22 protein-coding genes and 1 tRNA gene are annotated in these 22,442 nt (G+C 70.0%); 17 read left to right on the plus strand and 6 right to left on the minus strand.

What is annotated here, in order from left to right:
• The first annotated feature begins 171 nt into the window (after nt 1-171).
• Nucleotides 172-732 carry a DUF4231 domain-containing protein gene (locus BT341_RS03110; RefSeq protein WP_072474817.1) on the plus strand — a complete coding sequence of 187 codons (561 nt, stop codon included), beginning with the start codon at nt 172-174 and terminating at the stop codon, nt 730-732.
• On the opposite strand, the gene BT341_RS03115 is transcribed toward BT341_RS03110, so the two are convergent.
• Nucleotides 693-1,436: a glycerophosphodiester phosphodiesterase family protein gene (locus tag BT341_RS03115; RefSeq protein ID WP_072474818.1), complete on the minus strand. Its 744-nt coding sequence runs from the start codon at nt 1,434-1,436 to the stop codon at nt 693-695. The genes BT341_RS03110 and BT341_RS03115 overlap by 40 nt on opposite strands.
• Nucleotides 1,437-1,505: 69 nt before the next feature.
• Nucleotides 1,506-1,587 (minus strand) — tRNA-Tyr (locus tag BT341_RS03120).
• 118 nt (nt 1,588-1,705) lie between these two features.
• Between BT341_RS03120 and BT341_RS03125 the strand changes: the two genes are divergently transcribed.
• The 3 genes from BT341_RS03125 to rfbA all read left to right on the plus strand — a co-directional run bounded on the left by BT341_RS03125 (nt 1,706) and on the right by rfbA (nt 4,453).
• Entirely contained in the window at nt 1,706-2,197 is a 492-nt protein-coding gene (locus BT341_RS03125) for a YajQ family cyclic di-GMP-binding protein (protein ID WP_072474819.1), read from the plus strand.
• Nucleotides 2,198-2,361: 164 nt separating this feature from the next.
• On the plus strand, nt 2,362-3,498 hold the full coding sequence (locus BT341_RS03130; RefSeq protein ID WP_072474820.1) for a sialidase family protein: 1,137 nt from the start codon (nt 2,362-2,364) through the stop codon (nt 3,496-3,498).
• A gap of 73 nt (nt 3,499-3,571) precedes the next feature.
• Nucleotides 3,572-4,453, plus strand: coding sequence for a glucose-1-phosphate thymidylyltransferase RfbA (gene rfbA, locus BT341_RS03135; RefSeq protein WP_072474821.1), 882 nt, complete (start codon nt 3,572-3,574; stop codon nt 4,451-4,453).
• Here the strand turns inward: rfbA and BT341_RS03140 are convergent.
• From BT341_RS03140 to htpX, 3 genes are read right to left on the minus strand one after another with little or no spacing between them, the layout of a single operon-like run.
• On the minus strand, nt 4,450-5,760 hold the full coding sequence (locus BT341_RS03140) for an NtaA/DmoA family FMN-dependent monooxygenase (RefSeq protein ID WP_072474822.1): 1,311 nt from the start codon (nt 5,758-5,760) through the stop codon (nt 4,450-4,452). The two genes, rfbA and BT341_RS03140, sit on opposite strands and share 4 nt — an antisense overlap.
• Before the next feature lies 1 nt (nt 5,761).
• A complete protein-coding gene (locus BT341_RS03145) occupies nt 5,762-6,856 on the minus strand; it encodes an LLM class flavin-dependent oxidoreductase (RefSeq protein ID WP_072474823.1) in 1,095 nt (364 codons plus the stop codon).
• A gap of 52 nt (nt 6,857-6,908) precedes the next feature.
• Nucleotides 6,909-7,760: a zinc metalloprotease HtpX gene (gene htpX, locus BT341_RS03150; protein WP_072474824.1), complete on the minus strand. Its 852-nt coding sequence runs from the start codon at nt 7,758-7,760 to the stop codon at nt 6,909-6,911.
• A 134-nt stretch (nt 7,761-7,894) separates the two neighbouring features.
• Here htpX and BT341_RS03155 point away from each other — a divergent pair, with 134 nt between their 5' ends.
• Together BT341_RS03155 and BT341_RS03160 are read left to right on the plus strand one after the other, a co-directional pair.
• Nucleotides 7,895-8,863 (plus strand): YncE family protein, encoded by a 969-nt coding sequence (locus tag BT341_RS03155; RefSeq protein ID WP_072474825.1) that lies wholly within the window; start codon nt 7,895-7,897, stop codon nt 8,861-8,863.
• Between the two features lie 40 nt (nt 8,864-8,903).
• On the plus strand, nt 8,904-9,776 hold the full coding sequence (locus BT341_RS03160; RefSeq protein ID WP_072474826.1) for an LLM class F420-dependent oxidoreductase: 873 nt from the start codon (nt 8,904-8,906) through the stop codon (nt 9,774-9,776).
• A gap of 54 nt (nt 9,777-9,830) precedes the next feature.
• On the opposite strand, the gene BT341_RS03165 is transcribed toward BT341_RS03160, so the two are convergent.
• A complete protein-coding gene (locus tag BT341_RS03165; protein ID WP_072474827.1) occupies nt 9,831-10,199 on the minus strand; it encodes a YrdB family protein in 369 nt (122 codons plus the stop codon).
• Nucleotides 10,200-10,398: 199 nt separating this feature from the next.
• On the opposite strand from BT341_RS03165, the gene BT341_RS03170 reads away from it, so the two are divergent.
• The 11 genes from BT341_RS03170 (at nt 10,399) to BT341_RS03220 (ending at nt 22,345) form a co-directional block, all read left to right on the plus strand.
• Nucleotides 10,399-11,688: a class I SAM-dependent methyltransferase gene (locus BT341_RS03170; protein WP_072474828.1), complete on the plus strand. Its 1,290-nt coding sequence runs from the start codon at nt 10,399-10,401 to the stop codon at nt 11,686-11,688.
• A 1-nt stretch (nt 11,689) separates the two neighbouring features.
• Nucleotides 11,690-12,484, plus strand: coding sequence for a glycosyltransferase family protein (locus tag BT341_RS03175; protein WP_072474829.1), 795 nt, complete (start codon nt 11,690-11,692; stop codon nt 12,482-12,484).
• Nucleotides 12,481-13,128 carry a PIG-L deacetylase family protein gene (locus BT341_RS03180; protein ID WP_072474830.1) on the plus strand — a complete coding sequence of 216 codons (648 nt, stop codon included), beginning with the start codon at nt 12,481-12,483 and terminating at the stop codon, nt 13,126-13,128. The genes BT341_RS03175 and BT341_RS03180 overlap by 4 nt, the downstream gene beginning before the upstream one ends.
• 5 nt (nt 13,129-13,133) lie before the next feature.
• Entirely contained in the window at nt 13,134-14,156 is a 1,023-nt protein-coding gene (locus BT341_RS03185) for an NAD-dependent epimerase/dehydratase family protein (protein WP_072474831.1), read from the plus strand.
• Nucleotides 14,156-15,436, plus strand: coding sequence for a DUF4910 domain-containing protein (locus BT341_RS03190; protein ID WP_072474832.1), 1,281 nt, complete (start codon nt 14,156-14,158; stop codon nt 15,434-15,436). Before BT341_RS03185 ends, BT341_RS03190 begins: the two co-directional genes overlap by 1 nt.
• A 5-nt stretch (nt 15,437-15,441) precedes the next feature.
• Nucleotides 15,442-16,767, plus strand: a complete 1,326-nt coding sequence (locus BT341_RS03195) for an MATE family efflux transporter (RefSeq protein ID WP_072474833.1) — start codon at nt 15,442-15,444, stop codon at nt 16,765-16,767.
• A gap of 7 nt (nt 16,768-16,774) precedes the next feature.
• A complete protein-coding gene (locus BT341_RS03200) occupies nt 16,775-17,719 on the plus strand; it encodes a glycosyltransferase family 2 protein (RefSeq protein ID WP_072474834.1) in 945 nt (314 codons plus the stop codon).
• Nucleotides 17,716-18,900 (plus strand): polysaccharide pyruvyl transferase family protein, encoded by a 1,185-nt coding sequence (locus BT341_RS03205; protein WP_072474835.1) that lies wholly within the window; start codon nt 17,716-17,718, stop codon nt 18,898-18,900. Before BT341_RS03200 ends, BT341_RS03205 begins: the two co-directional genes overlap by 4 nt.
• On the plus strand, nt 18,897-19,445 hold the full coding sequence (locus tag BT341_RS03210) for a dTDP-4-dehydrorhamnose 3,5-epimerase family protein (protein ID WP_072474836.1): 549 nt from the start codon (nt 18,897-18,899) through the stop codon (nt 19,443-19,445). The genes BT341_RS03205 and BT341_RS03210 overlap by 4 nt, the downstream gene beginning before the upstream one ends.
• A gap of 8 nt (nt 19,446-19,453) precedes the next feature.
• Complete coding sequence (locus tag BT341_RS03215; RefSeq protein WP_072474837.1) at nt 19,454-20,770, plus strand: glutamate-1-semialdehyde 2,1-aminomutase; 1,317 nt, start codon at nt 19,454-19,456, stop codon at nt 20,768-20,770.
• Nucleotides 20,771-20,863: 93 nt separating this feature from the next.
• Nucleotides 20,864-22,345, plus strand: coding sequence for a right-handed parallel beta-helix repeat-containing protein (locus BT341_RS03220; protein WP_072474838.1), 1,482 nt, complete (start codon nt 20,864-20,866; stop codon nt 22,343-22,345).
• The last annotated feature ends 97 nt before the right edge of the window (nt 22,346-22,442 follow it).

Consider the following 22,442-nt stretch of genomic DNA (forward strand, 5'->3'; position numbering starts at 1 on the left):
GCCGTGGGCGAACGGCTTTTCTTCGATATTCCCGACGGAAAAATCCGCGGCTTCCCCGTGTTGCCGTTTCCCGGTTGAACCTCGTCCGGCTCGCGTCGTTGATCGCCTCCGGCGGCAGTTGTCGGCAAACGCGACTTCCCTGAAAAGGCCGTCGTGCCGGAGGATCGTCCCATGAAGTTCCGACCGCCGTTCCCCCACGCGCTGCCCGACCCGAAGTCGCTCGGCTACCCGGTGGCCGTCGAAACGTACGCGATGCGCCTGCGCAGCTTCTACAACTCGCGCGCCACCTGGCACCGCCGGTTCTTCCGGCTCAGCGGCATCACGGTGATCGTCGTCGGCGCCAGCCTGCCACTGCTGGCGACCCTGGACTTCCCGGGCACGAAGCTGGCCGTGTCGGTGGCGGGTGTCGTGGTCGCCGGCGTCACCGCCCTGCGGGCGTTCTACCGCTGGGACCAGTCCTGGATCCTCCTGCGCAACACCGAGCGGGCGATCACCGAAGCGTGGTGGGACTGGCACGGCGATCTGGACAACACGGCGAACGGCGACAGCGCACCCGATCCCCGTCAGATCGAAGTCACCAGGGAGTTCGCGCGGAAGCTGATCGACATCCGCAAGCGGGAAGCGGATAGCTTCTTCGCCGACTTGGCCTTTCCGGCCCACAACGTGCACGACCGCAACGGAAACGCACGCGATCAGGCGCGGGTCCCCGGCACGAATCCGGAAAAGAAATAGCCGTCGGCAAGCCGCGAAGCCCGGTCGGCCTCCTCGGGGGAGTGCGCGGTGTAGGCGATCACCGGGCGGCGGGCGGTGCGCCAGAACGTCACGAAGGGATCCGGCAGCGCGGCCAGCTCGTAGGCGAGGTAGTCGGGCCGCATGACGGCGTTCGTCAGCATCATCCGCCCCAGGAGGGCCTTCACCGGGCCGGCGGACGGGAGAGACCCGGACGCCTGGCCGACAGCGCGATCCGGCACCAGCCGCCGGAACCGCCCGACGGCGACCGGGTCGAAGGACTGGACGACGGCGGCGTCGGGGTAGCCACGCAGGCGCTCGGTAACGGCGCGTTCAAGCGCCGACGAGCGGTCGAAACCCCAGCGGCGCACGTCGACCACGACCGGCACCCGGCCGTTCACCAGCTCCAGCACGTCGTCGAGCCGCGGGACGCGCTCCTCCGCGGCGCCGATCCGCAGCTCGCCGATCCGCGCCCAGTCCAGTTCCCGGACCGGCCCGGAGCCGTTGACGGCCATCCTGGAAAAGTCGGCGTCGTGCAGCACGACGGGAACGCCGTCCCGGCTCAGCTGGACGTCGAACTCGAAAGGGACGTCCGCTTCGAGGGCGCGTGCGAAGGCGGGCATCGTGTTTTCGGGTGCTTCCGCGCCGTCGCCGTGCAGACCGCGATGGGCGATCGGCGACGAGGTCAGCCAGCCGGGTGCTGCCAAGGGTCACCGTACCTTCGTCACATAAACGAAATCAGCCTGGCGACGGATCACCAGGCTGATTCTCGTGGGTGGCAGGTGAGGGATTCGAACCCCCGTAGGCTGAGCCGTCTGATTTACAGTCAGATCCCTTTGGCCACTTGGGTAACCTGCCCAGGCCGGTCTCACCGGCCGGGGAGAAGCTTACCCAACGGCTCCCGGCGGGGGTCAACCGGGATACCCAGGACTAGGCTGGGTGGCCCCTGACAAGCGAGTACGAGGTGTGAGGACACGTGGCGGATCCCTCTTTCGACGTCGTGAGCAAGGTCGACCGCCAGGAGGTGGACAACGCGCTGAACCAGGCCGGCAAGGAGCTCGGCACGCGGTTCGACTTCCGCGGCACCGGCACGACGATCAGCTGGGCCGGCGAGGAGGCGATCACGATCGAGTCCGAGACGGAGGAGCGCGCGCTGGCCGCGGTCGAGGTGTTCAAGGAGAAGCTGATCAAGCGCGGCATCTCCCTGAAGGCCTTCGAGGCGGGCGAGCCCGCGCTGTCGGGCAAGAGCTACAAGATCTCGGGCAAGATCCTCCAGGGCATCGCCTCGGACAAGGCGAAGCAGATCGCGAAGTTCATCCGTGACGAAGGCCCGAAGGGCGTGCAGGCCCAGATCCAGGGCGACCAGCTGCGGGTGTCGGGCAAGAAGAAGGACCAGCTCCAGGAGGTCATCGCCCTGCTGAAGGGCAAGGACTTCGAGATCGCGTTGCAGTTCACCAACTACCGGTGACGCGCCGCGGGCACCCGGCTGCCGGGTGCCCGCGACCCTCGGTGAGCACGTCACCCGGCAGTGCACATCAAACCCCTCGAACGCGCTAAACGCCCGCGTGACCGCCCCCACCAGTCCGGTTCCGCGTGCTGTAATCGCGCCGTCACTGCGTGGAGAGGGTCCGGATGCGCCGCTTGCTCGCCTTCGTCTTGTCACTCTGCGTGGTCGTAACAACACCCATACCCGCCCGCGCTGCTGAGCGTAAGCAGCTTCTGCCCGGATTTGGCTCCTACGCCCGGCTGATCCGGCTGGAGCACTCCGTCGTCGGACGCGGACGGATCGTCGCCTCGCTCACCAGTGAAGACTCCGGTGGCAAGTTCGCTCCGATCATGGAAAGCACCGACGAGGGCGAGTCCTTCCACCAGATCGGCGCCATCCGCGATCCCGACGGCCGGCTCGGGCTGTGCTGCGGCACGCTCTACGAACTGCCGCAGCGCGTTGGACGGCTTCGGGCCGGCACGCTGCTCTGGGCCGCCTCCTACCGGCAGGACGGCGGGGCCGAGCGTCGCGTCGGGATCAAGGTCTGGGCCAGCAAGGACGGCGGGCGCTCGTGGACCTTCCTCGCCGAGGCCGCCCGGTCGCACAACATCGACGGCATCTGGGAGCCCGAGTTCACCGTCGACGCCGGCGGCACCCTCTGGCTCCACTTCGCCGACGAGACGCAGGCGCCGCAGTACGCGCAGGTGCTCAACCGGGTCGCCTCCACCGACGGCATCAGCTGGGGCACCAAGCAGCTCACCATGGCGATCCCGCCGGACCGGGTGCGGCCCGGCATGCCGATCATCCGGCGGCTGCCCGACGGCCGCTACTACTTCGCCTACGAGATCTGCAACTTCCGCGACCGTTACTGCGACCCCTACTTCAAGATCTCGCCCGACGGCGCCAACTGGGGCGACCCGGCCGATCCCGGCACCCGCGTCACCACCGCGAACGGCAACTACTTCCAGCACGCGCAGACGATCACCCTGTTCCCCGGCGGCCCGAACGGCGTCCGGATCGTCATGGTCGGGCAGATCTACACCAACGCCAAGGGCGAGCCGCAGCCGAACAACGGGCAGGTGCTGCTGGCCAACGACGACTTCGGCAGCGGCGACTGGTACGAACTGCCCGCGCCCGTGCACATCACCGGCATCTACAACAACTTCTGCCCCAACTACTCCTCGACGCTGCTGCCGGTCGACGACGGCCAGAACGTGCTGGAGATCGCGACCGAGTACGACTCCGGCTGCAAGGCCTTCTTCGGCAAGGGACCGGCCTTCTAGTGCTTCCCGATCGGCCCGTCCACCCGGCCCCGTAGGGTGGACGGGTCGTGACCACGGACAGGGAGGCAGCCGGATGAAGGGCATCGTGCTGGCCGGAGGCAGCGGGACACGCCTGCACCCGATCACCCAGGCGGTGTCGAAGCAGCTGCTGCCCGTCTACGACAAGCCGATGGTCTACTACCCGATCTCGGTGCTGATGCTGGCCGGCATCCGGGAGATCCTGATCATCTCCACCCCCGCCGACCTGCCGAACTTCCGCAAGCTGCTCGGCAACGGCGACCAGTTCGGCGTCTCGTTCTCCTACGCCGAGCAGCCGAGCCCCAACGGGCTGGCCGAGGCCTTCCTGATCGGCGCGGACTTCATCGGCGGCGACGACGTCGCGCTCGTGCTCGGCGACAACATCTTCTACGGCCAGGGCTTCTCCGGCCGGCTGCAGGCCGCGGTCCGCGACCTCGACGGCTGTGTGCTGTTCGGCTACCCGGTCAAGGACCCCCAGCGCTACGGCGTCGGCGAGGTCGACGCGGACGGCAAGCTGCTGACCATCGAGGAGAAGCCGGCCAAGCCGCGGTCGAACAAGGCGATCACCGGGCTGTACTTCTACGACAACCAGGTCGTCGACATCGCCCGTTCGCTGACGCCGTCGGCGCGCGGCGAGCTGGAGATCACCGACGTCAACCTCGCGTACGTCCGCCAGGACCGCGCGTCGCTGGTCGACCTCGGGCGCGGGTTCGCCTGGCTCGACACCGGCACGCACGACTCGCTGCTCGAAGCCGGCCAGTTCGTGCAGGTGCTGGAGCACCGCACCGGCGTGCGCATCGCGTGCCTGGAGGAGATCGCGCTGCGGATGGGCTTCATCGACGCCGACGAGTGCTACGCGCTGGGCGAGAAGCTGGCGAAGTCCGGCTACGGCGACTACGTGAAGGCAGTCGCCGTAGCCGCGGGCGCTTCGGCCTAGAACAGCTGCTCGCGCAGCGTCGTCCCGGTGTACTCGGTGCGGAACACGCCGCGCTCCTGCAGCAGCGGCACGACCTTCTCGACGAACTCGTCGAGCCCGGTGGGCGTCAGGTGCGGCACCAGGACGAACCCGTCGGCCGCGTCGGACTGCACGTACTCGTCGATCGTCGAAGCGATCGTCGACGGGGTTCCGACGAACTGCTGGCGCGCGGTGACCTCGATCACCAGCTCGCGGATCGACAGCTTCTTCTCCTCGGCGATCGCCCGCCAGCGCTGCGCCACGGCCAGGGGGTCCTTCTCGTGCCGGACGCGGCCCCAGGTCAGCGGCTCGGCGTCCGGGTCGGGGTCGATCTCGGGCAGCGGCCCGTCCACGTCGTAGTCCGAGAGGTCGCGGCTCCACACCTGCTCCAGGAACTGGATCGCGGTGGCCGGGCGGACCTGCTGGAGCCGGATCTCGCGCGCGCGTTCCTCGGCTTCGGCGTCGGTGTCGCCGAGGACGAACGTCGCGGCCGGCATGATCAGCAGGTCGCCGTACTCGCGGCCGTACGTCGCCAGCCGGCGCTTGACGTCGTGGAAGAACGCCTGGCCGTCCTCGAGGGTGCCGTGCCTGCTGAAGATAACGTCGGCGGCCTTCGCGGCGAACTCGCGGCCTTCGTCGGAGTCGCCGGCCTGGATGACGATCGGCTGTCCCTGCGGGGTCCGCGGCAGCGTGAACTCGCCGTGGATGTCGAACTGCGGTCCCCGGTGGACGAACTTGCCGGGGTCGCGGGCGAAGACGCCGTTCTCCTTGTCCCCCACCAGCGTGCCCGGCTGCCAGCTGTCCCACAGCTCGCGCACGGTGGCCAGGAACTCCTCGGCGCGGGCGTACCGGTCCTCCCGCTTGAGGAAGCCGCCGCGCCGGAAGTTCTGGCCGGTCCAGGCGTCCGGCGACGTCACGACGTTCCACGCCGCGCGCCCGCCGGAGAGGTGGTCGATGGTCGCGACCTGGCGGGCGACCTCGTAGGGCTCGTTGAACGTCGACGAGAGCGTCCCGGCCAGGCCGAGGTGGGTGGTGACGGCGGACAGCGCGGCCAGCACGGTGGTCGTGTTGGGCCGCCCGACGACGTCGGAGTCGAGGATCTTGCCCGCGTGCTCGCGCAGGCGGAGGCCCTCGGCGAGGAAGAGGAAGTCGAACTTGCCGCGCTCGGCGGTGCGCGCCAGGTGCTCGAAGGACGCGAAGTCGATCTGGCTGCCCGACGCCGGGTCGCTCCACACCGTCGTGTTGTTGACGCCGGGGAAGTGCGCGGCGAGCTTGATCTGCTTGGTCATCTCAGGCTCCCGGGGTGACGGCGTAGGAGTTGACGGCCCGGCCCAGCCCGAGGTGCTCCCGCAGCGTCGCGCCACGGTAGCCGTCCCGGAACGCGCCGGCCGCGCGCAGCAGCGGGACGACCTCGCCGGCGAGCAGGTCGAGGTCGTCCGGCAGGACGGCGGGCCGCAGGTGGAAGCCGGCGACGCCGGTTTCGGCCGCCCAGCGCGGCAGCTCGGCCGCCAGCTGGGCGGGTGTGCCGGTGAAGGAGAGCCCGGCGGGCTCGAACGACGTCAGCGCGTCGAGCCGGCGCCGGCGGTCGCGGGCGCTCTGCTCGGTCTCGGCCAGCACGATCGACACCGTCGCGAGGACCTTCGCGCCGGGGAACCGGGTGACCGCGGCGCCCACCGCGTCCAGGTGGTCCGCCCGCGTGATGACCACGTCGGCGCCGACCGCGTGCGGCGAGTCGCCGTAGACGGCGGTCACCGGGTGTCCCTGCGGCGGCCGCGGCGTGATCGACGGGCCCTTGACGCTGAAGAAGCGCCCCTCGAAGTCGACGTAGTGCAGCTTTTCCCGGTCGATGAACCGGCCGGTGGCGGCGTCGCGGATGATCGCGTCGTCCTCCCAGCTGTCCCACAACCGGGTGATGACGTCGAGGACCTCGGCGGTCTCGGCCTCGCCGTCCTCCGGCGAAGGAGCCGGGCGACGGCCGAAGTGCGCGGCCTCGGCGTCGGTCAGGGACGGGACCGCCAGCACGCCGGCGCGGCCGCGGCTCGCGTAGTCCAGGGTGGCGACCGACGTCGAGACGTGGAACGGCTCGGTGTGCGTGGTGGTGACCGTCGGCACCAGGCCGATCCGGCTGGTCACCGGTGCGACGGCGGACAGCGTGAGCAGCGCGTCGAGACGCCCGCGCACGACCTCCTCCCCGCCGGACTGCAGCGCCAGGGAGTCGTCGAGAGTGACGAAGTCCAGCGAGGCCGCTTCGGCGAGCTTCGCGTACTTCAGGTAGTGGCCGGAGGTGAACAGCGCGGCGGGCTCGACCGCGGAGACACGCCACGCGGCCGGGTGGTACCCGGCCCCGTCGATGGCGACGCCCAGGTGCAGCTGTGCGGAAACCATGCCGGGAAAACTCCCGCGCCGGAATCCGGATTCCCGCTCCCAGCTGGTGGGATCAGAAGCCGCGGCGGGCTATCTCCTCGAGCCGAGCGATGCGGTCGGCGATCGGCGGGTGCGTCGAGAACAGCCGGCTCAGGCCCTCGCCGGGCCGGAACGGGTTCGCGATCATCAGGTGCGACTGCGACACCAGCTGCGGCTCCGCGACCAGCGGCGCCGCCCGCGTCCCGGCCTCCAGCTTCCGCAGCGCCGAGGCCAGGCCCAGCGGGTCGCCGGTCAGCTCGGCGCCCGACGCGTCGGCCTGGTACTCCCGCGAACGGCTGACCCCCATCCGGATCACCGCCGCCGCGATCGGGCCGACGAGGACCAGCAGCAAGCTGACCAGCGGGTTCCCGTCGCGGTTGTTGCCGCCGAAGAACAGCGCGATGTTCGCCAGCACGCTGATCACACTGGCCAGCGCGCCGGCGACGCACGAGATCAGGATGTCTCGGTTGTAGACGTGGGACAGCTCGTGGCCGAGCACGGCACGTAGCTCGCGCTCGTTCAGCAGGTCGAGGATGCCGGTGGTGCAGCAGACGGCCGCGTGCCGCGGGTTGCGGCCGGTCGCGAACGCGTTCGGCGCGACGGTCGGGCTCAGGTAGAGCTGCGGCATCGGCTGGCGGGCGGTCTGCGCCAGCTCGCGCACGATCCGGTACATCGCGGGCTGCTCCACCTCGGACACCGGCCGCGCCCGCATCGCGCGCAGCGCCATCTTGTCCGAGTTGAAGTAGGCGAAGCCGTTCATCCCCAGTGCGACGACCAGGCCGATGACCAGGGCGCCGCGGCCGAAGAGCCCGCTGATCGCGATGATGATCGCGGACAGCAGGCCGAGCAGGACCGCCGTCTTGAGTCCGTTCTGGTGCCCGTGCACGCGCGCTCGCCTCCGTCCGCTCTCGAAGTGGGTTACCCAGTGGAAACAACGCGATCGGGGGACGCGAAGTTCCTTCAGGTGATGATGGCGCGGGTTAGGCTCGGAAGGCGAGTTGATCACGAGCGGAGGCGCCGATGCGAGGTCGCCCGATACGCCGGCGGGCCGTCTTCGCCCTGGTCACGGCGGGTGCCGGGACGCTGGCCCTGCCCGGGGTGGCGCGCGCCGCGGACGTCCGGTCGATCGACCTCGGCGGGGCGCCGGCCGCGGTCGCGGTGAACCCGGTCACCGGGCTCGCGTACGTCACGGATCCGGAGTCCGGGACGGTCTCGGTGATCGACCCGCGCGGTGCCGCGGCGAGTGCGGTGATCACCGTCGGCGGCGCGCCGGGCGACGTCGCGGTCGACGCGCGGACGAACCGGGTCTACGTCGCGAACCCGCGGGCCGGGACGGTCGTGGTGCTGGACGGCCGGACCCGCGACCTGGTGAGCGTGATCGGCGCGGGCGTGGGGGCGTCCGCGCTGGCCGTGGACGAGCAGGCTGACCGCGTCTACGCGGCCAGCGGCACCACCGGCACGCTCGCCGTGCTCGACGGCGTGAGCTGCACGCTCGCGGCGCTGGTGCCGGGCCCGAAGCCGAGCCTCGGCGGCATCGCCGTCGACCCCGGCCGCAAGCTGGCCTACTGCGCGAGCACCGGCACGGACTCGGTCGAGGTGTTCTCGATCGACAGCGGGAAGTTCGTCGCTTCGGTGAAGGTCGGGGCCAAGCCGACGGCCGTCGCGGTGCACCACGCGAGCGGCACGGTGTACGTGGCGAACTCCGGCATCCATCACATGTCCATTGTGGACGCGGTGACCCACGCCGAGCGCAAGACGGTCTTGCTGCGCAGCGAAGCGTCGGCGCTGACGGTGCACCAGGGCACGAACACGGTGTACACGAACGGCGGACAGAACGGGATCAGCCGCGTCGACGGCGGCACCGGCACGCTGACCGGCGACCTGGCACTGGGCGTCAACCCGGGCGAGGTGGCGATCGACGAGCGCACACGCACGGTGTACGTCACCGATCCCGTGCACGGCCGGGTGTTCCTCGTCCGGGACTTTTGACCGGGCGGCTGGGGCAACTCCAGGTATACCGTCGGAAACCATGAAACTCGGACTGCAGATTCCCGACTTCACCTGGCCGAACGGCGCCTCCGCACTGGGCGCCGACCTGGCCGCCGTCGTCCGCACGGCCGACCAGGCGGGCTTCGACTCCATCGCCGTGATGGACCACTTCTTCCAGATCGGCGCGGTGGGCCCGGTCGAAAACGACATGCTCGAGGCGTACACGACGCTGGGCTTCATCGCGGCGCACACCGAGCGCGCCAAGCTGCTGACGGTGGTCACCGGCGTGCTGTACCGCCACCCGGGCCTGCTGGCGAAGGCGATCACGACGCTGGACGTGCTGTCCGGCGGCCGCGCGATCCTCGGCATCGGCGCGGGCTGGAACGAGGAGGAGTCCCGCGGGCTCGGCTTCCCGTTCCCGCCGGTGGCGGAGCGTTTCGAGCTGCTGGAGGAGAACCTCCAGTACGTGCTGCAGATGTGGGCGGACGGCGACGGCCCGTTCAAGAGCGAGCACTTCGACGCGACCCGGCTGCTGAACGTGCCGCAGGCCCTGACGAAACCGCACCCCCCGATCATGATCGGCGGCGGCGGCGAGAAGAAGACGCTGCGGCTGGTGGCGAAGTACGCCGACCAGTGCAACCTGTTCAACGGCCCGGAGCTGGAACACAAGCTCGAGGTGCTGAAGCGGCATTGCGAGAACGAAGGCCGCGACTACGGCTCGATCACCAAGACGGTGTACCACATCCTGGACATCGGCGAGGACGGCGCGAAGTCGGCCGAGCTGGTGGCGGAGCTGGAGCGGCTGAACGGGCTGGGCATCGACGTCGCGCTGGGCGCGGTCCCGCACGTCCACAAGCCGGCGGTACTCGAGAAGTTCGGCAACGAGGTCATCCCGGCGGCGGAGAAGATCTGACCTGCCGTCTTGCGCGAGACTCGGCGGCTGAGCGGCGGGTGATCGATTCGTAACTCAGCCGTCCTTGGCGAAGCGCCTGGTCAGCGCCGCGACGCCGATGCCGGCGACCGCCAGCACGACCCCGAGGACCACCCAGCCCACCAACGCCAGCACCACCCCGGTCGCCGCGAACAACGCGAACTCCACCAGGAACCGCGCCGGCTCCGGGAGGCGGCGGCGGGCGCGCGGGGCGATGAACAGGCCCCAGATCGCCGCCGCCGCCACGGGCAGCAGGACCGCGTCGACGATCGCCAGTGCCACGCCGCCGCCGAGCTGGGTGCCCGCCAGCGCCAGGCCGCCCAGCAGGGCCAGCTCCGTCAGGAAGCGGACCGTCAGCACCACGCCCGCCACGCCGGTCAGGCGGGGCCCCGTCTCCGAAGTCATCCGGCCAGCCTAGGGCCGAGGTCCACTGTGGACGTTACGGGTCCGGGCGAACACGGCGAGTGATGTTCGCCACATTATCCCACCTCAGGTTGCGGTTCCGAATCGGTCCACCAGGCCGCCACGCGTCGCTGTAACGACGATCCGCCCCTGCTCGACGTGTTAAGCGCACATCGCGACCGCGAGCCAAGGAGCCTGGTAGATGACCACATGTCGACTCTGCGGTTCGACGAACACGGCCGGTGTTGTCGACCTGGGCGCGACTCCGCCCTGTGAGCGTTTCCTCACCGCCGAGCAGCTCGACGAGCCGGAAGCCACCTTCCCGCTTCACCTCAGAGTGTGCACCGACTGCTGGCTCGCCCAGATCCCGCCGCTGATCGACCCCGACGACACCTTCACCGAGTACGCCTACTTCTCGTCCTTCTCGACGTCGTGGGTCGAGCACGCGAAGCGCTTCGTCGACGGCGCGGTCGAACGACTCGGGCTCGGCGAGAAGTCCTTCGTCGTCGAGGTCGCGAGCAACGACGGGTACCTGCTCAAGCACGTCGTCGGGCACGGGATCCGGTGTCTCGGCGTGGAACCTTCGGTGAACGTCGGGCAGGCGGCGCGTGACGCCGGCGTGCCCACCCTGACGGCGTTCCTCTCCGAGGAAACCGGCCTGAAAGTGCGCGAGGAGCACGGGCCGGCCGACCTCGTCGCCGCGAACAACGTCTACGCGCACATCCCCGACGTCCTCGGCTTCACCAAGGGCCTGCGGGCCCTCGTCGCCGACGACGGCTGGGTCTCCATCGAGGTCCAGCACCTGCTCACGCTGATCGAGAAGAACCAGTACGACACGATCTACCACGAGCACTTCCAGTACTACACGGTCGAATCCGCGCGCCGGGCCCTCGCGACCGGCGGCCTGACCGTGGTCGACGTCGAACTGCTGCCGACGCACGGCGGGTCGATCCGGCTGTGGGCGCGTCCCGCTGAGGCTTTCGAGGGGTTCCGGGCGGCGGAGCCCCCAGCCCGTGGCGAAGCCCCGGTTGTCACAGCGGGCGAGCCCAGCCAGCGGATGACCGACGTGCTCGCGCGGGAGAAGGCGGCCGGGCTGCACGAGCTGTCCGGGTACACCGAGTTCGCCGAGCGCGTCACCCGCGTGCGGCTGGACCTGCTGAAGTTCCTGATCGAGGCGCGGGGCGACGGCAAGACCGTCGTCGGCTACGGCGCGCCGGGCAAGGGCAACACGCTGCTCAACCACTGCGGGATCCGCACGGACCTGCTGGCCTACACCGTCGATCGCAACCCCTACAAGCACGGCCGGTTCACCCCGGGCACCCGGATCCCGGTGCTGCCCCCGGAGCGCATCGAAGCCGACCGGCCCGACTACGTCCTCGTCCTCCCGTGGAACCTCCGGGAGGAGCTGACCGGACAGCTCTCCTACATCGGTGCGTGGGGCGGAAAGCTCGTGTTCCCCATTCCCCACCTGGAAATCGTCGAGGTGCAGTGAAGTGAAGGTCGTCCTCTTCTGCGGTGGCTACGGGATGCGGATGCGCAACGGCGCCGCCGACGACGTCCCGAAGCCGATGGCGATGGTCGGTCCGAGACCGCTCATCTGGCACGTGATGCGCTACTACGCGCATTTCGGCCACACCGAATTCATCCTCTGCCTCGGCTACGGCGCGTCGCACATCAAGAACTTCTTCCTGAACTACGAGGAAACGGCGTCGAACGACTTCGTCCTCCGCAACGGCAAGCCGGAGCTGCTGTCGACGGACATCGCGGACTGGACGATCACCTTCGTGCAGACCGGGATCGAGTCGCCGATCGGCGAGCGGCTGCGCCGGGTCCGGCACTACCTCGACGGCGACGAGATGTTCCTCGCCAACTACGCCGACGTCCTTTCCGACGTGCCGCTGCCGGACATGATCGAGCGGTTCTCGAACTCCGACGCGGGCGCGTCGATGATGGTCGTCCCGCCGCAGTCGTCGTTCCACTGCGTCGAAATGGACGAAGGCGGCTTGGTCGGCTCGATCACCGCGGTCAGCGAAATGCCGCTGTGGGAAAACGGCGGCTATTTCGTGCTGCGGCAGGAAGTGTTCGACCACATCCCGGAAAACGGCGACCTGGTCGCCGACGGCTGCGCCGAACTGGCCAAGCGCGGCCGGCTGCTCGCCTACCCGTACCGCGGTTTCTGGAAGCCGACGGACACGGTCAAGGAGCGGGCGGCCCTCGACAACGCCTACACCCACGGCGAGCGGCCCTGGGCATTGTGGGAGCACCAGCCAGCGGCGAGCATCGCGTGATCGGGCTGCGGCCGGGACGGCTCGGCGGCGTCGTCGCCCTCGGCGCGCATTGCGACGACATCGCGATCGGCGCCGGCGGCACGCTGCTGACGCTCTGCGCTTCCCGGCCGGGACTGAAGGTCGACGCGCTGGTCCTCTCCGGCGGCGGCACCCCGCGTGAAGACGAGGAGCGCGCCGCGCTGGCGGCGTTCTGCCCGGGCGCGGACCTCGACGTCACGGTGCTGAAGCTGCCGGACGGCCGGTTCCCGGCGCACTGGGAAGAGGCCAAGAACGCCCTGGAAGAACTGCGGCGGCGGACCGACCCGGACGTCATCCTGGCGCCGCGCACCGACGACGCCCACCAGGACCACCGCGGGCTGGCCAAGCTGGTGCCGACCGCGTTCCGCGACCACCTCGCGCTGGGCTACGAGATCGTCAAGTGGGACGGCGACCTCGGCAGCCCGTCGGTCTACCAGCCGCTGGACGACGACGTCGCGGAGCAGAAGGTCCGGCTGCTGCAGGAGCACTACGCGTCCCAGCGGCACCGCCCCTGGTACGACCGCGAAGCGTTCCTCGGGCTCGCCCGGATCCGCGGGATCGAAGCCGCCGCGAAGTACGCCGAAGCGTTCTTCGTCAAGAAACTCACTCTCGACCTGAAGGGCTGAATCCGATGCGGGTGTTGCTGACGGGGCACAAGGGCTATCTGGGGACGGTGATGGCCCCGGTGCTCGCCGCCGCCGGCCACGAGGTCGTCGGCCTCGACTCCGGGCTGTTCGAGGACTGCCTGCTCGGGCCCGCCCCCGCCGACCCGGCCGGGCACGTCGTCGACCTGCGGGACGTCACCGCTGAGCACGTCTCCGGGTTCGACGCGGTGATCCACCTGGCCGCGCTGTCGAACGACCCGCTCGGCTCGCTCGCGCCGGAGCTGACCTACGACATCAACCACCACGCGTCGGTGAGACTCGCGAAGCTGGCGAAGGACGCCGGCGTGAAGCGGTACCTGTACGCGTCGACCTGCTCGGTGTACGGCGCTTCGGGCGGCGACGGCCTGGTGGACGAGGACGCGCCGCTGAAGCCGGTGACGCCGTACGCGGAGTCGAAGGTGCGCGTGGAGGACGACGTCCACGAGCTCGCCGACGACGACTTCACGCCGGTGTACATGCGCAACGCGACGGCGTTCGGCTACTCGCCCCGGCTGCGCGGCGACATCGTGCTGAACAACCTGACCGCGCACGCGCACCTGTCCGGCGAGGTGCTGGTGCTCTCCGACGGCACGCCGTGGCGGCCGCTGGTGCACGCCCAGGACATCGCGCGCGCGTTCACGGCGGCTCTGACGGCGCCGAAGGAAGCCGTGCACAACAAGGCGTTCAACATCGGCACCGAGGAGAACAACGTCACCGTCGCCGAGATCGCCCAGGAGGTCGTCGAGGCCGTGCCGGGCTCGACGCTGAACATCACCGGCGAGGCGGGCGCCGACCCGCGCTCCTACCGCGTCGACTTCTCGCGGTTCCGCGAAGCGATCCCCGGGTTCGCCTGCGAATGGTCGGTCAAGGACGGCGCCGTCGAGCTCATCGAGGCCTACCGCAAGTTCGGGCTGACCCGCGAGTCGTTCCAGCAGCTGTTCACCCGGCTCGCCTGGCTGAAGAGCGAGGGCGAAGCCGGCCGCGTCGACGACACCCTGCGGCGGAAGTAGTGGCGGGCCCGCAGCTGCGGACGGGGGCGGAGCTGCACGCCCTGGTCGAGCGGCTGTACCCGATCTGCCGCAGCATCACCGGCGACGGCGTGCGGCAGACCATGGACGTCATCGGCGAGCACATCGCGCTCCAGCGGCACGAAGTCCCGACCGGCACCGCGGTGCTGGACTGGACGATCCCGCAGGAGTGGAACATCCGCGACGCCTACGTCGCCACTCCGTCCGGTGAGCGGGTGATCGACTTCCAGGAGCTGAACCTGCACGTCGTCGGGTACAGCGTCCCGGTGTCGCGGCGGATGCCGCTGAGCGAGCTGCGGGAGCACCTGCACACGCTGCCGGACCAGCCGTCGTGGGTGCCCTACCGGACCAGCTACTACGCGCCGGCCTGGGGTTTCTGCCTCGCGCAGGAGAAGCTCGACGCCCTGCCCGACGGCGAGTACGACGTCGTCATCGACTCGACCCTCGAAGACGGCTCGCTGACCTACGCCGAGCACGTCGTCCCTGGCCGCGTCACCGACGAGGTCATCGTGTCCTGCCACGTGTGCCACCCGTCGCTGGCCAACGACAACCTCGCCGGCATCGCGGTGGCGATCTCACTGGCCCAGCAGCTGGCGCTTTCGCAGCCGCACTACACCTACCGGTTCCTGTTCATGCCGGGCACCATCGGCTCGATCACGTGGCTGGCGCGCAACTCCGGCCGGATCGACAAGGTGAAGCACGGGCTGGTGCTGGCGTGCGCGGGCGACCCGGGACCGCTGACGTACAAGAAGTCCCGACGCGGCGACGCGGAGATCGACCGCGTCGTCCAGCACGTGCTGCGTTCGCACGAGCACCGCGTTGTCGACTTCTCGCCGTATGGCTACGACGAGCGCCAGTTCTGCTCGCCGGGCTTCAACCTCGGCGTCGGCTCGCTGACGCGCACGCCGTACGCGGGCTACCCCGAGTACCACACCTCCGCGGACAATCCGGGCTTCGTCTCGCCTGCGGCCATGGAGGACACGCTCGGTGCCCTTCGCGACGCCTTCGGCGTCCTCGACCGCAACCGCCGCTACGTCAACCTCAGCCCGTACGGCGAGCCGCAGCTCGGCAAGCGCGGGCTGTACGACTCCCTCGGCGGCCGCAGCGACGCCAAGCAGGCCCAGATGGCGATGCTGTGGGTGCTCAACCTCTCCGACGGCGAGCACAGCCTCCTCGACATCGCCGAACGGGCCGGGCTGGACTTCGACATCGTCGACGTCGCCGCCCGCGCCCTGCACGACGCCGGCCTGGTCAAGGAGTGAGCGACGTGGCCAGGCATCGCCGTGCCCCGCGCTCGATCCTCCGGTCCGGCGCCGTGCGCGCCATGGCCGGACGGCTCAGCTGGGGCCTCGGCGACCAGGCGGTGTCCAGCCTGACCAACTTCGCCGTCGGGTTGTACGTGGCTCGCTCGCTCGGCACGTTCGCCTTCGGCATCTTCAGCCTCGTCTGGGTCACCTACGGCGTGGTGCTCAACGTGTCCCGCGGCCTGGCCACGGACCCGCTGATGGTCCGGTTCAGCGCCGTGCCGGAAGCGCGCTGGCGCCTGGGGGTCGCCAGCGCGTCCGGCACGGCCATCGGCGTCGGCTGCGCGACGGGCGTGGTCAGCCTGGTCGCCGGGCTGGCCGCGGGCGGTCCGCTCGGCAACGCGTTCGTCGCGCTCGCCGTCGTGCTGCCCGGCCTGCTGCTGCAGGACGCCTGGCGGTTCGCCTTCTTCGCGCGCGGCGAGGGCAAGAAGGCGTTCCTGAACGACCTCGCGTGCGGCGTCGCGCTGATCCCGGCCCTGTTCGCCGCGGCCCGGGTCGGGACGGTCGTCGCCTTCGTGCTGGCCTGGGGCGTCGCGGCCGCGCTCGCCGCGGTCTTCGGCTGGTTCCAGACCGGGATCCTCCCGCACCCGCGCGAACTGGCCGGCTGGCTCCGGACGCAACGCGACCTGAGCGTCCGCTACCTGGTCGAGAACGTCAGCAACAGCGGCGCGTCCCAGCTGCGGGCGTACGGTCTCGGCGCCATCGCGGGCATCACCGCCGTCGGCGCGGTCCGCGGCGCCGAACAGCTTCTCGGCCCCTTCCTGGCCCTGCTCATGGGCCTGTCCCTGGTCACCGTCGCCGAGGGCGCGCGGGTGCTTCAGCGGGCGCCGCACCGGCTGAAGCACTTCTGCGTGATCCTCGGTGGCGGCCAAGCCGCCGCCGCGCTGTGCTGGGGCCTCGGCCTGCTGCTCCTCGTGCCCGACGGCGCCGGCCGCTGGGTGATGGGCTCGGTGTGGGACTCGTCGTCCCCGCTGATCCTCCCGGTCACCCTCGCCGTGGTCGGCGCGAGCTTCGCCACCGGCGCGGCGGCCGGCCTGCGAGCGCTGGGCGCGGCCAAGCGGAGCCTGCGCTCGCAGCTGGTCGCCTCGCTGTTCTACGTCACCTTCGGCATCGTGGGCGCCTTCCTCGGCGACGCCGCGGGGTCCGCATGGGGCGTCGCGACGGCCACCCTCAGCGGGTCCGTCGTGTGGTGGCTGCAGCTGCGGGTCGGGCTGCGCGAGTACGTGCCGCCGGGGGCCGACGAGCCGACCGTGGTGTTCGAGCCGATCAAAGAGCCGATCAAGGAATGAGGACTCCATGACCACCGTCCCGCGGCTGAGCCTCGGCCTCCCGGTGTACAACGGCGAGGAGTACCTCGCCGAGTCGCTGGACGCCCTGCTCGGCCAGACCTTCGAAGACTTCGAGCTGATCATCTCCGACAACGCCTCCACCGACGGCACCGACGAGATCTGCCGCCAGTACGCCGAGAAGGACTCCCGGATCCGCTACGTCCGCCAGCCGAAGAACATCGGCGCGACGCCGAACCACAATTTCGTGTTCGACGTCTCCCGCACCGAGCTGTTCAAGTGGGTCTCGCACGACGACCTCTACGCCCGCGACCTGCTCAAGCGGTGCGTCGAGGCCCTCGACGAGCGCCCGGACGTCATCCTGGCCCACTGCGACCAGGCGATCATCGACGGCGACGGCCGCATCGTCCAGCGGCTCGAGTACACGTTGGACACCGGCTCCGCGCACGCGCCGGACCGCTTCCGCAGCATCCTGTTCGAGCCCGGCGGCGACGACTTCTACGGCGTCATCCGCGCCGACGTCCTCCGCCGCGTCAAGCCGCTCGACAGCTACCACCACGCCGACCGGACGTACTCCGCCGAGATGGTCCTGCACGGCCGGTTCTACCAGGTGCCCGAGCTGCTCTACTTCCGCCGTGACCACCCCGGCCGCGCGGAACGGGCCAACCCGACCATCCGGAGCCGGTGCGCGAATCTGGACCCGCGGCGCGCGAACCGGCTCCGGAATCCGACCGTCCGCCTGCTCGGCGAGTACGTCTACGGGTTCGCGGACCTGATCCGCCGCGCGCCGATCTCGGCCGCCGACAAGCGCGAGTGCTTCGGGCACCTCGCCGCCTGGCTGACCAACCGCGCGAAGTCCCGCTCCGGCGAGCGCGTCGAAGACCGCGCGCCGACCGCTTCCGACGTCGCCACGGTCAACGCGATCGTGGCCGGCCGGGAAGGCAGGCTCGCGTGAAGCGTGCCCCCCGCGTCGGCGTGTTCGGCCTCCTCGGCTCGGGGAACCTCGGCAACGACGGCTCCCTCGAAGCCGTGCTCGGCTACCTCCGCGCCGAGTACCCGGACGCCGTGCTCGGCGCCCTGGTCGGCGGCCCGGAGATCGTCCGCGAGCGGTACGGCCTCGACGCGACGCCGCTGCACTGGAACCAGTCCGAGTACGAGACGGCGTCCGGCCTCCGTTCGATCGCCCTCAAGGGCTTCGGCAAGCTGGTCGACATCGCGCGCACCGCGGCCTGGGTCCGGAAGCAGGACGTCGTCATCGTGCCCGGCATGGGCGTGCTCGAAGCGACGCTTCCGTTGCGTCCCTGGGGGTTCCCGTATTCGCTCTTCCTCCTTTCCGCCACCGGCCGGCTCTTCGGCACGAAGGTGGCGCTCGTGTGCGTCGGCGCGAACCACATCAGCGCCCGCGCGACGCGGACGCTGGTCCGCTTGGCGGGCCGGCTCGCCGCCTACCGCTCCTACCGCGACGCCATTTCGCGTGACGCCATGCGCGCGATGGGCGTCGACACCAGCCGCGACGAGGTGTACCCGGACCTCGCGTTCGCCCTCCCCACTCCGGACGCGGACCCGAAACCGGGCACGGTCGGCGTCGGCGTGATGGCCTACTACGGCGGCAACGACGACCGCGCCGACGGCGACCGCATCTACCGCCACTACGTGGACACGATGAACCGCTTCGTCGCGTGGCTCGTGGACCAGGGCAGAGAAGTCCGGCTGTTCATCGGCGACCGGATCGACCGGCAGGTCGTCGACGAGATCATCGAGAAGACCGCTTCCCCGCTGGTGACGGCGGCTTCGGCGGAGACCCTGGACGAGCTGATGCACGAGATGGCGGCGGTCGACAGCGTGGTGGCCACGCGCTACCACAACGTGCTCTGCGCCCTGAAGGTCGCGAAGCCGGCCGTGGCGATCGGTTACGCGCCGAAGAACGACGTGCTGATGGCGGAGATGGGGCTCGACGGTTTCACCCAGCGGGCGAAGGACGTCACCTTCGACAAGCTCGTCGAGCAGTTCACCGAACTGGAGAACCGCTCGGCGGAACTGCGCCAGACGCTCCTCGAACGGAACGAGATGAACGCGCAACGGCTCAAGGACCAGTTCGCCGCCCTTTCGGCGGCCCTCTTCGGGGGTGGGCGATGAAGGCCATTCCGGTGCCCGAGATCCAGGGCGCGTACCTCTTCGAACCGACACCGCACGTGGACCGGCGCGGGTTCTTCAGCCGCACGTTCGACCGGGACGTCGTCGCGTCGGCGGGGATCGACCCGGACGGCTTCGTCCAGGACAGTCTTTCCCGTTCCCGCAAAGGTGTCGTCCGCGGGATGCACCTGCGCGGCGGGGCCGGCGAGGCGAAGCTCGTCCGGTGCTCGTACGGTGCCGTCTTCGACGTGGTGGTGGATCTCCGACCGGATTCGCCGACATTCCGGAACATCAAGACATTCGAACTTTCCGGTGAGACGCAGGTTTCCGTGTACATCCCGGCCGGGTGCGCCCACGGATTCCAGTCACTCACCGACCCCTCCGACGTCGCGTACCGTATCGATCGCGCCCACGACCCGGCCGAGGACATTACAATCTCGTACAAAGATCCCGAATTGGACATTTCGTGGCCACTGCCGGTCACAATGGTCAGTGACCGAGACGAACGCGCGCCGTCTCTCGGAGAGGCGTTGAAACCAACGAGGTGAGCCACATCATGGGAACGAACTTGCCCCGCTCCACGATGGCGGACGAGCGGCTGCACCGGGTCGTCCCGGGGGGAGCGCACACCTACGCCAAGGGCTCGGACCAGTATCCCGCCGGGATGGCCCCGGTCATCTCCCACGGCCTCGGCGGCCACGTCTGGGACATCGACGGCAACGAGTACGTCGAGTACGGCGCGGGCCTGAGAGCGGTCAGCCTCGGCCACGCCCACCCGCGGGTCCTCGAAGCGGTCCGGGCCGAACTCGGCAAGGGCAGCAACTTCATCCGTCCGTCGATCATCGAGGCCGAAGCCGCCGAGCGGTTCCTCGAGAACGTGCCGACCGCCGACATGGTGAAGTTCACCAAGAACGGCTCGGACGCCACGACCGCCGCGGTCCGGCTGGCCCGCGCCGCGACCGGCCGCAAGCTCGTCGCCAGGTGCGCCGACCACGCCTTCTTCTCCACCGACGACTGGTTCATCGGCACCACGCCGATGGACGCGGGCATCCCGGCGGAGACGACCGAGCTGACGGTGTCCTTCCCGTACGGCGACCTGCAGGCCGCGGAGGAGCTGCTGCAGCGCCACGAGGGCGAGATCGCGTGCATGATCCTTGAGGCGGCCGCGGCGGTCGAGCCGCCGCCGGGGTATCTGCAGGGGCTGCGCGAGCTCACCACCCGCCACGGCGTCGTGCTCGTCTTCGACGAGATGATCACTGGCTTCCGCTGGTCCGCGCACGGCGCCCAGGGGCTCTACGGCGTGACGCCGGACCTCTCGACGTTCGGCAAGGCCCTCGGCAACGGCTTCGCCATCTCCGCGCTCGCCGGCAAGCGGGAGCTGATGGAGCTCGGCGGGCTGCGCAGCGGCCGCGAACGCGTCTTCCTGCTCTCCACCACGCACGGCGCCGAAACCCATTCGCTCGCCGCCGCGATGGCGGTGATGGACGTCTACCGCGACGAGGATGTCATCGCCAGGCTGCACGCCCTCGGCGACCGGCTCGCCGCCGGGGTCCGCGAGGTGGCGGCCGGGATCGGCGTCGAGGACCACGTGGTCGTCCGCGGGCGCGCCAGCAACCTCGTGTTCGGCACGCTCGACGAAGAGCTCAAGCCGTCGCAGCCGTACCGGACGCTGTTCCTGCGCGAGCTGATCAGCGGTGGCGTGCTCGGGCCGTCCTTCGTGGTCAGTGCCGCGCTCACCGAGGCCGACATCGACAAGACCGTCGACGTCGTCGCCCAGGCCTGCACGGTGTACCGGAAGGCCCTCGACGCCGGCGACCCGGCGCCGTGGATGGGCGGGCGCCCGGTGCAGCCCGTGTTCCGCAAGTTCGGCTGATCCCCGCACCGGCGGGCCGGATTCACTCCTTGGGTCCGACGAGGACACTTGAGGGTGACTGTTTTCCGGCCCGTTCGTGCGTAGCGTCCTGCCATGGGCAGATCTCGTGCGGTTCTCGTCGTTGCTTGCTCGCTCCTGATCGCCGTGGCTTGCCCGGCTGTCGCGGGCGCCGCCGACGGGCCCGGGCCGGTGTGCGACCACCAGCCCGCGGAGCACCAGGAACCACCTCCCGGGGCCGTCTCCGTCGATCCGGGCGTCGACGGGGACCTCTCGGCCAAGACGGCGGCGAACCCGCCGCGCACGACGTTCTGGCTCCGCCCCGGCACCCACACGCTCGGCAGCGACGAGTTCGGCCAGGTCGTCCCGAAGGACGGCGACGTGTACCTCGGCGCGCCGGGCGCGGTCGTCGACGGCCGCGGCGTCAACCGCGCGGCCTTCACCCAGCAGGCCCGCGACGTCGAGATCCACGGGCTGACCATCCGCGGGTTCGCGGCCTTGCAGGACCAGGGCGTGGTCAACCACGACTCCGGCGACGGCTGGCTCATCGAGAACACCACCATCGAAGACAACGCCGGCGCGGGGTTGATGGCCGGCGCGCGCCAGGTCGTCCGGCACAGCTGCCTGCGCAACAACGGCCAGTACGGGCTCAACGCCTACCAGGCGGGCGACGGCATCACCGGGCTGGTGCTGGAAGGCAACGAGATCACCGGCAACAACACGGGCGACTGGGAGGCGAAGGTGCCGGGCTGCGGCTGCAGCGGCGGCGCCAAGTTCTGGGCCGTGAACGGCGCGGACATCCGCGGCAACTGGGTGCACGGCAACCACGGCGCCGGCTTGTGGGCCGACACGAACAACAACGACTTCCTCGTCGAGGACAACCTCTTCGAGGGCAACGACGCCGAGGCGCTGTTCTACGAGACCAGCTACAACCTCGTGCTGCGCGGCAACACGTTCCGCGGCAATACCCTGGTGCAGGGCCGCGCGTTCGCCGCGCGCGGCGACAACTTCCCGACGGCGACGGTGTACCTGTCGGAGTCGGGTGGCGAGCCTCGCGTGAAGGCGCGCACGTCGTCGATCGACATCAGCGGCAACGTCTTCGACAACAACTGGGCCGGAATCACGTTGTGGGAGAACGCGGACCGCTTCTGCAACAGCCCCGCGAACACGTCTTCGGGCTACTGCACCAAGGTGGCTCAGAAGTCTTCGTGCGCGGCGGGCGCGATCGACAAGCCGCCGGCGTACGACGACTGCCGCTGGAAGACCCAGCGTGTGGAAATCCACGGGAACACCTTCCGGTTCGATCCCGGGCGGGTGGGCTGCACGAGCCTGTGCGGGCGGATGGCGCTCCTGTCGAACTACGGGACCTTCCCGGACTGGTCTCCCTACAAGGGAGCCGTGGTCGAGGAAGCGATCACCTTCCGGCAGGGCAACCGGTGGCACGACAACTCCTATGCCGGGCCGTGGACCTTCGTCGCGCATGACACCTCCAGGACGGTCGACGCTGCGGGCTGGCGGGCGGCGCCCTACTCGCAGGACGAGTGCTCTTCGTTCGACGGCGGGACCGCCGGCTGCTGATCGGAAGCTTGCCGACGGGGTCCGACAATTTCTGGCACAACCCACGTCACTGAGCTCGTTTTCCCTTGGTACCAAAGGGAGAAATCGCGAACGGAGA

Source organism: Amycolatopsis australiensis (genome assembly GCF_900119165.1).
Taxonomy (GTDB): Bacteria; Actinomycetota; Actinomycetes; order Mycobacteriales; family Pseudonocardiaceae; genus Amycolatopsis; species Amycolatopsis australiensis.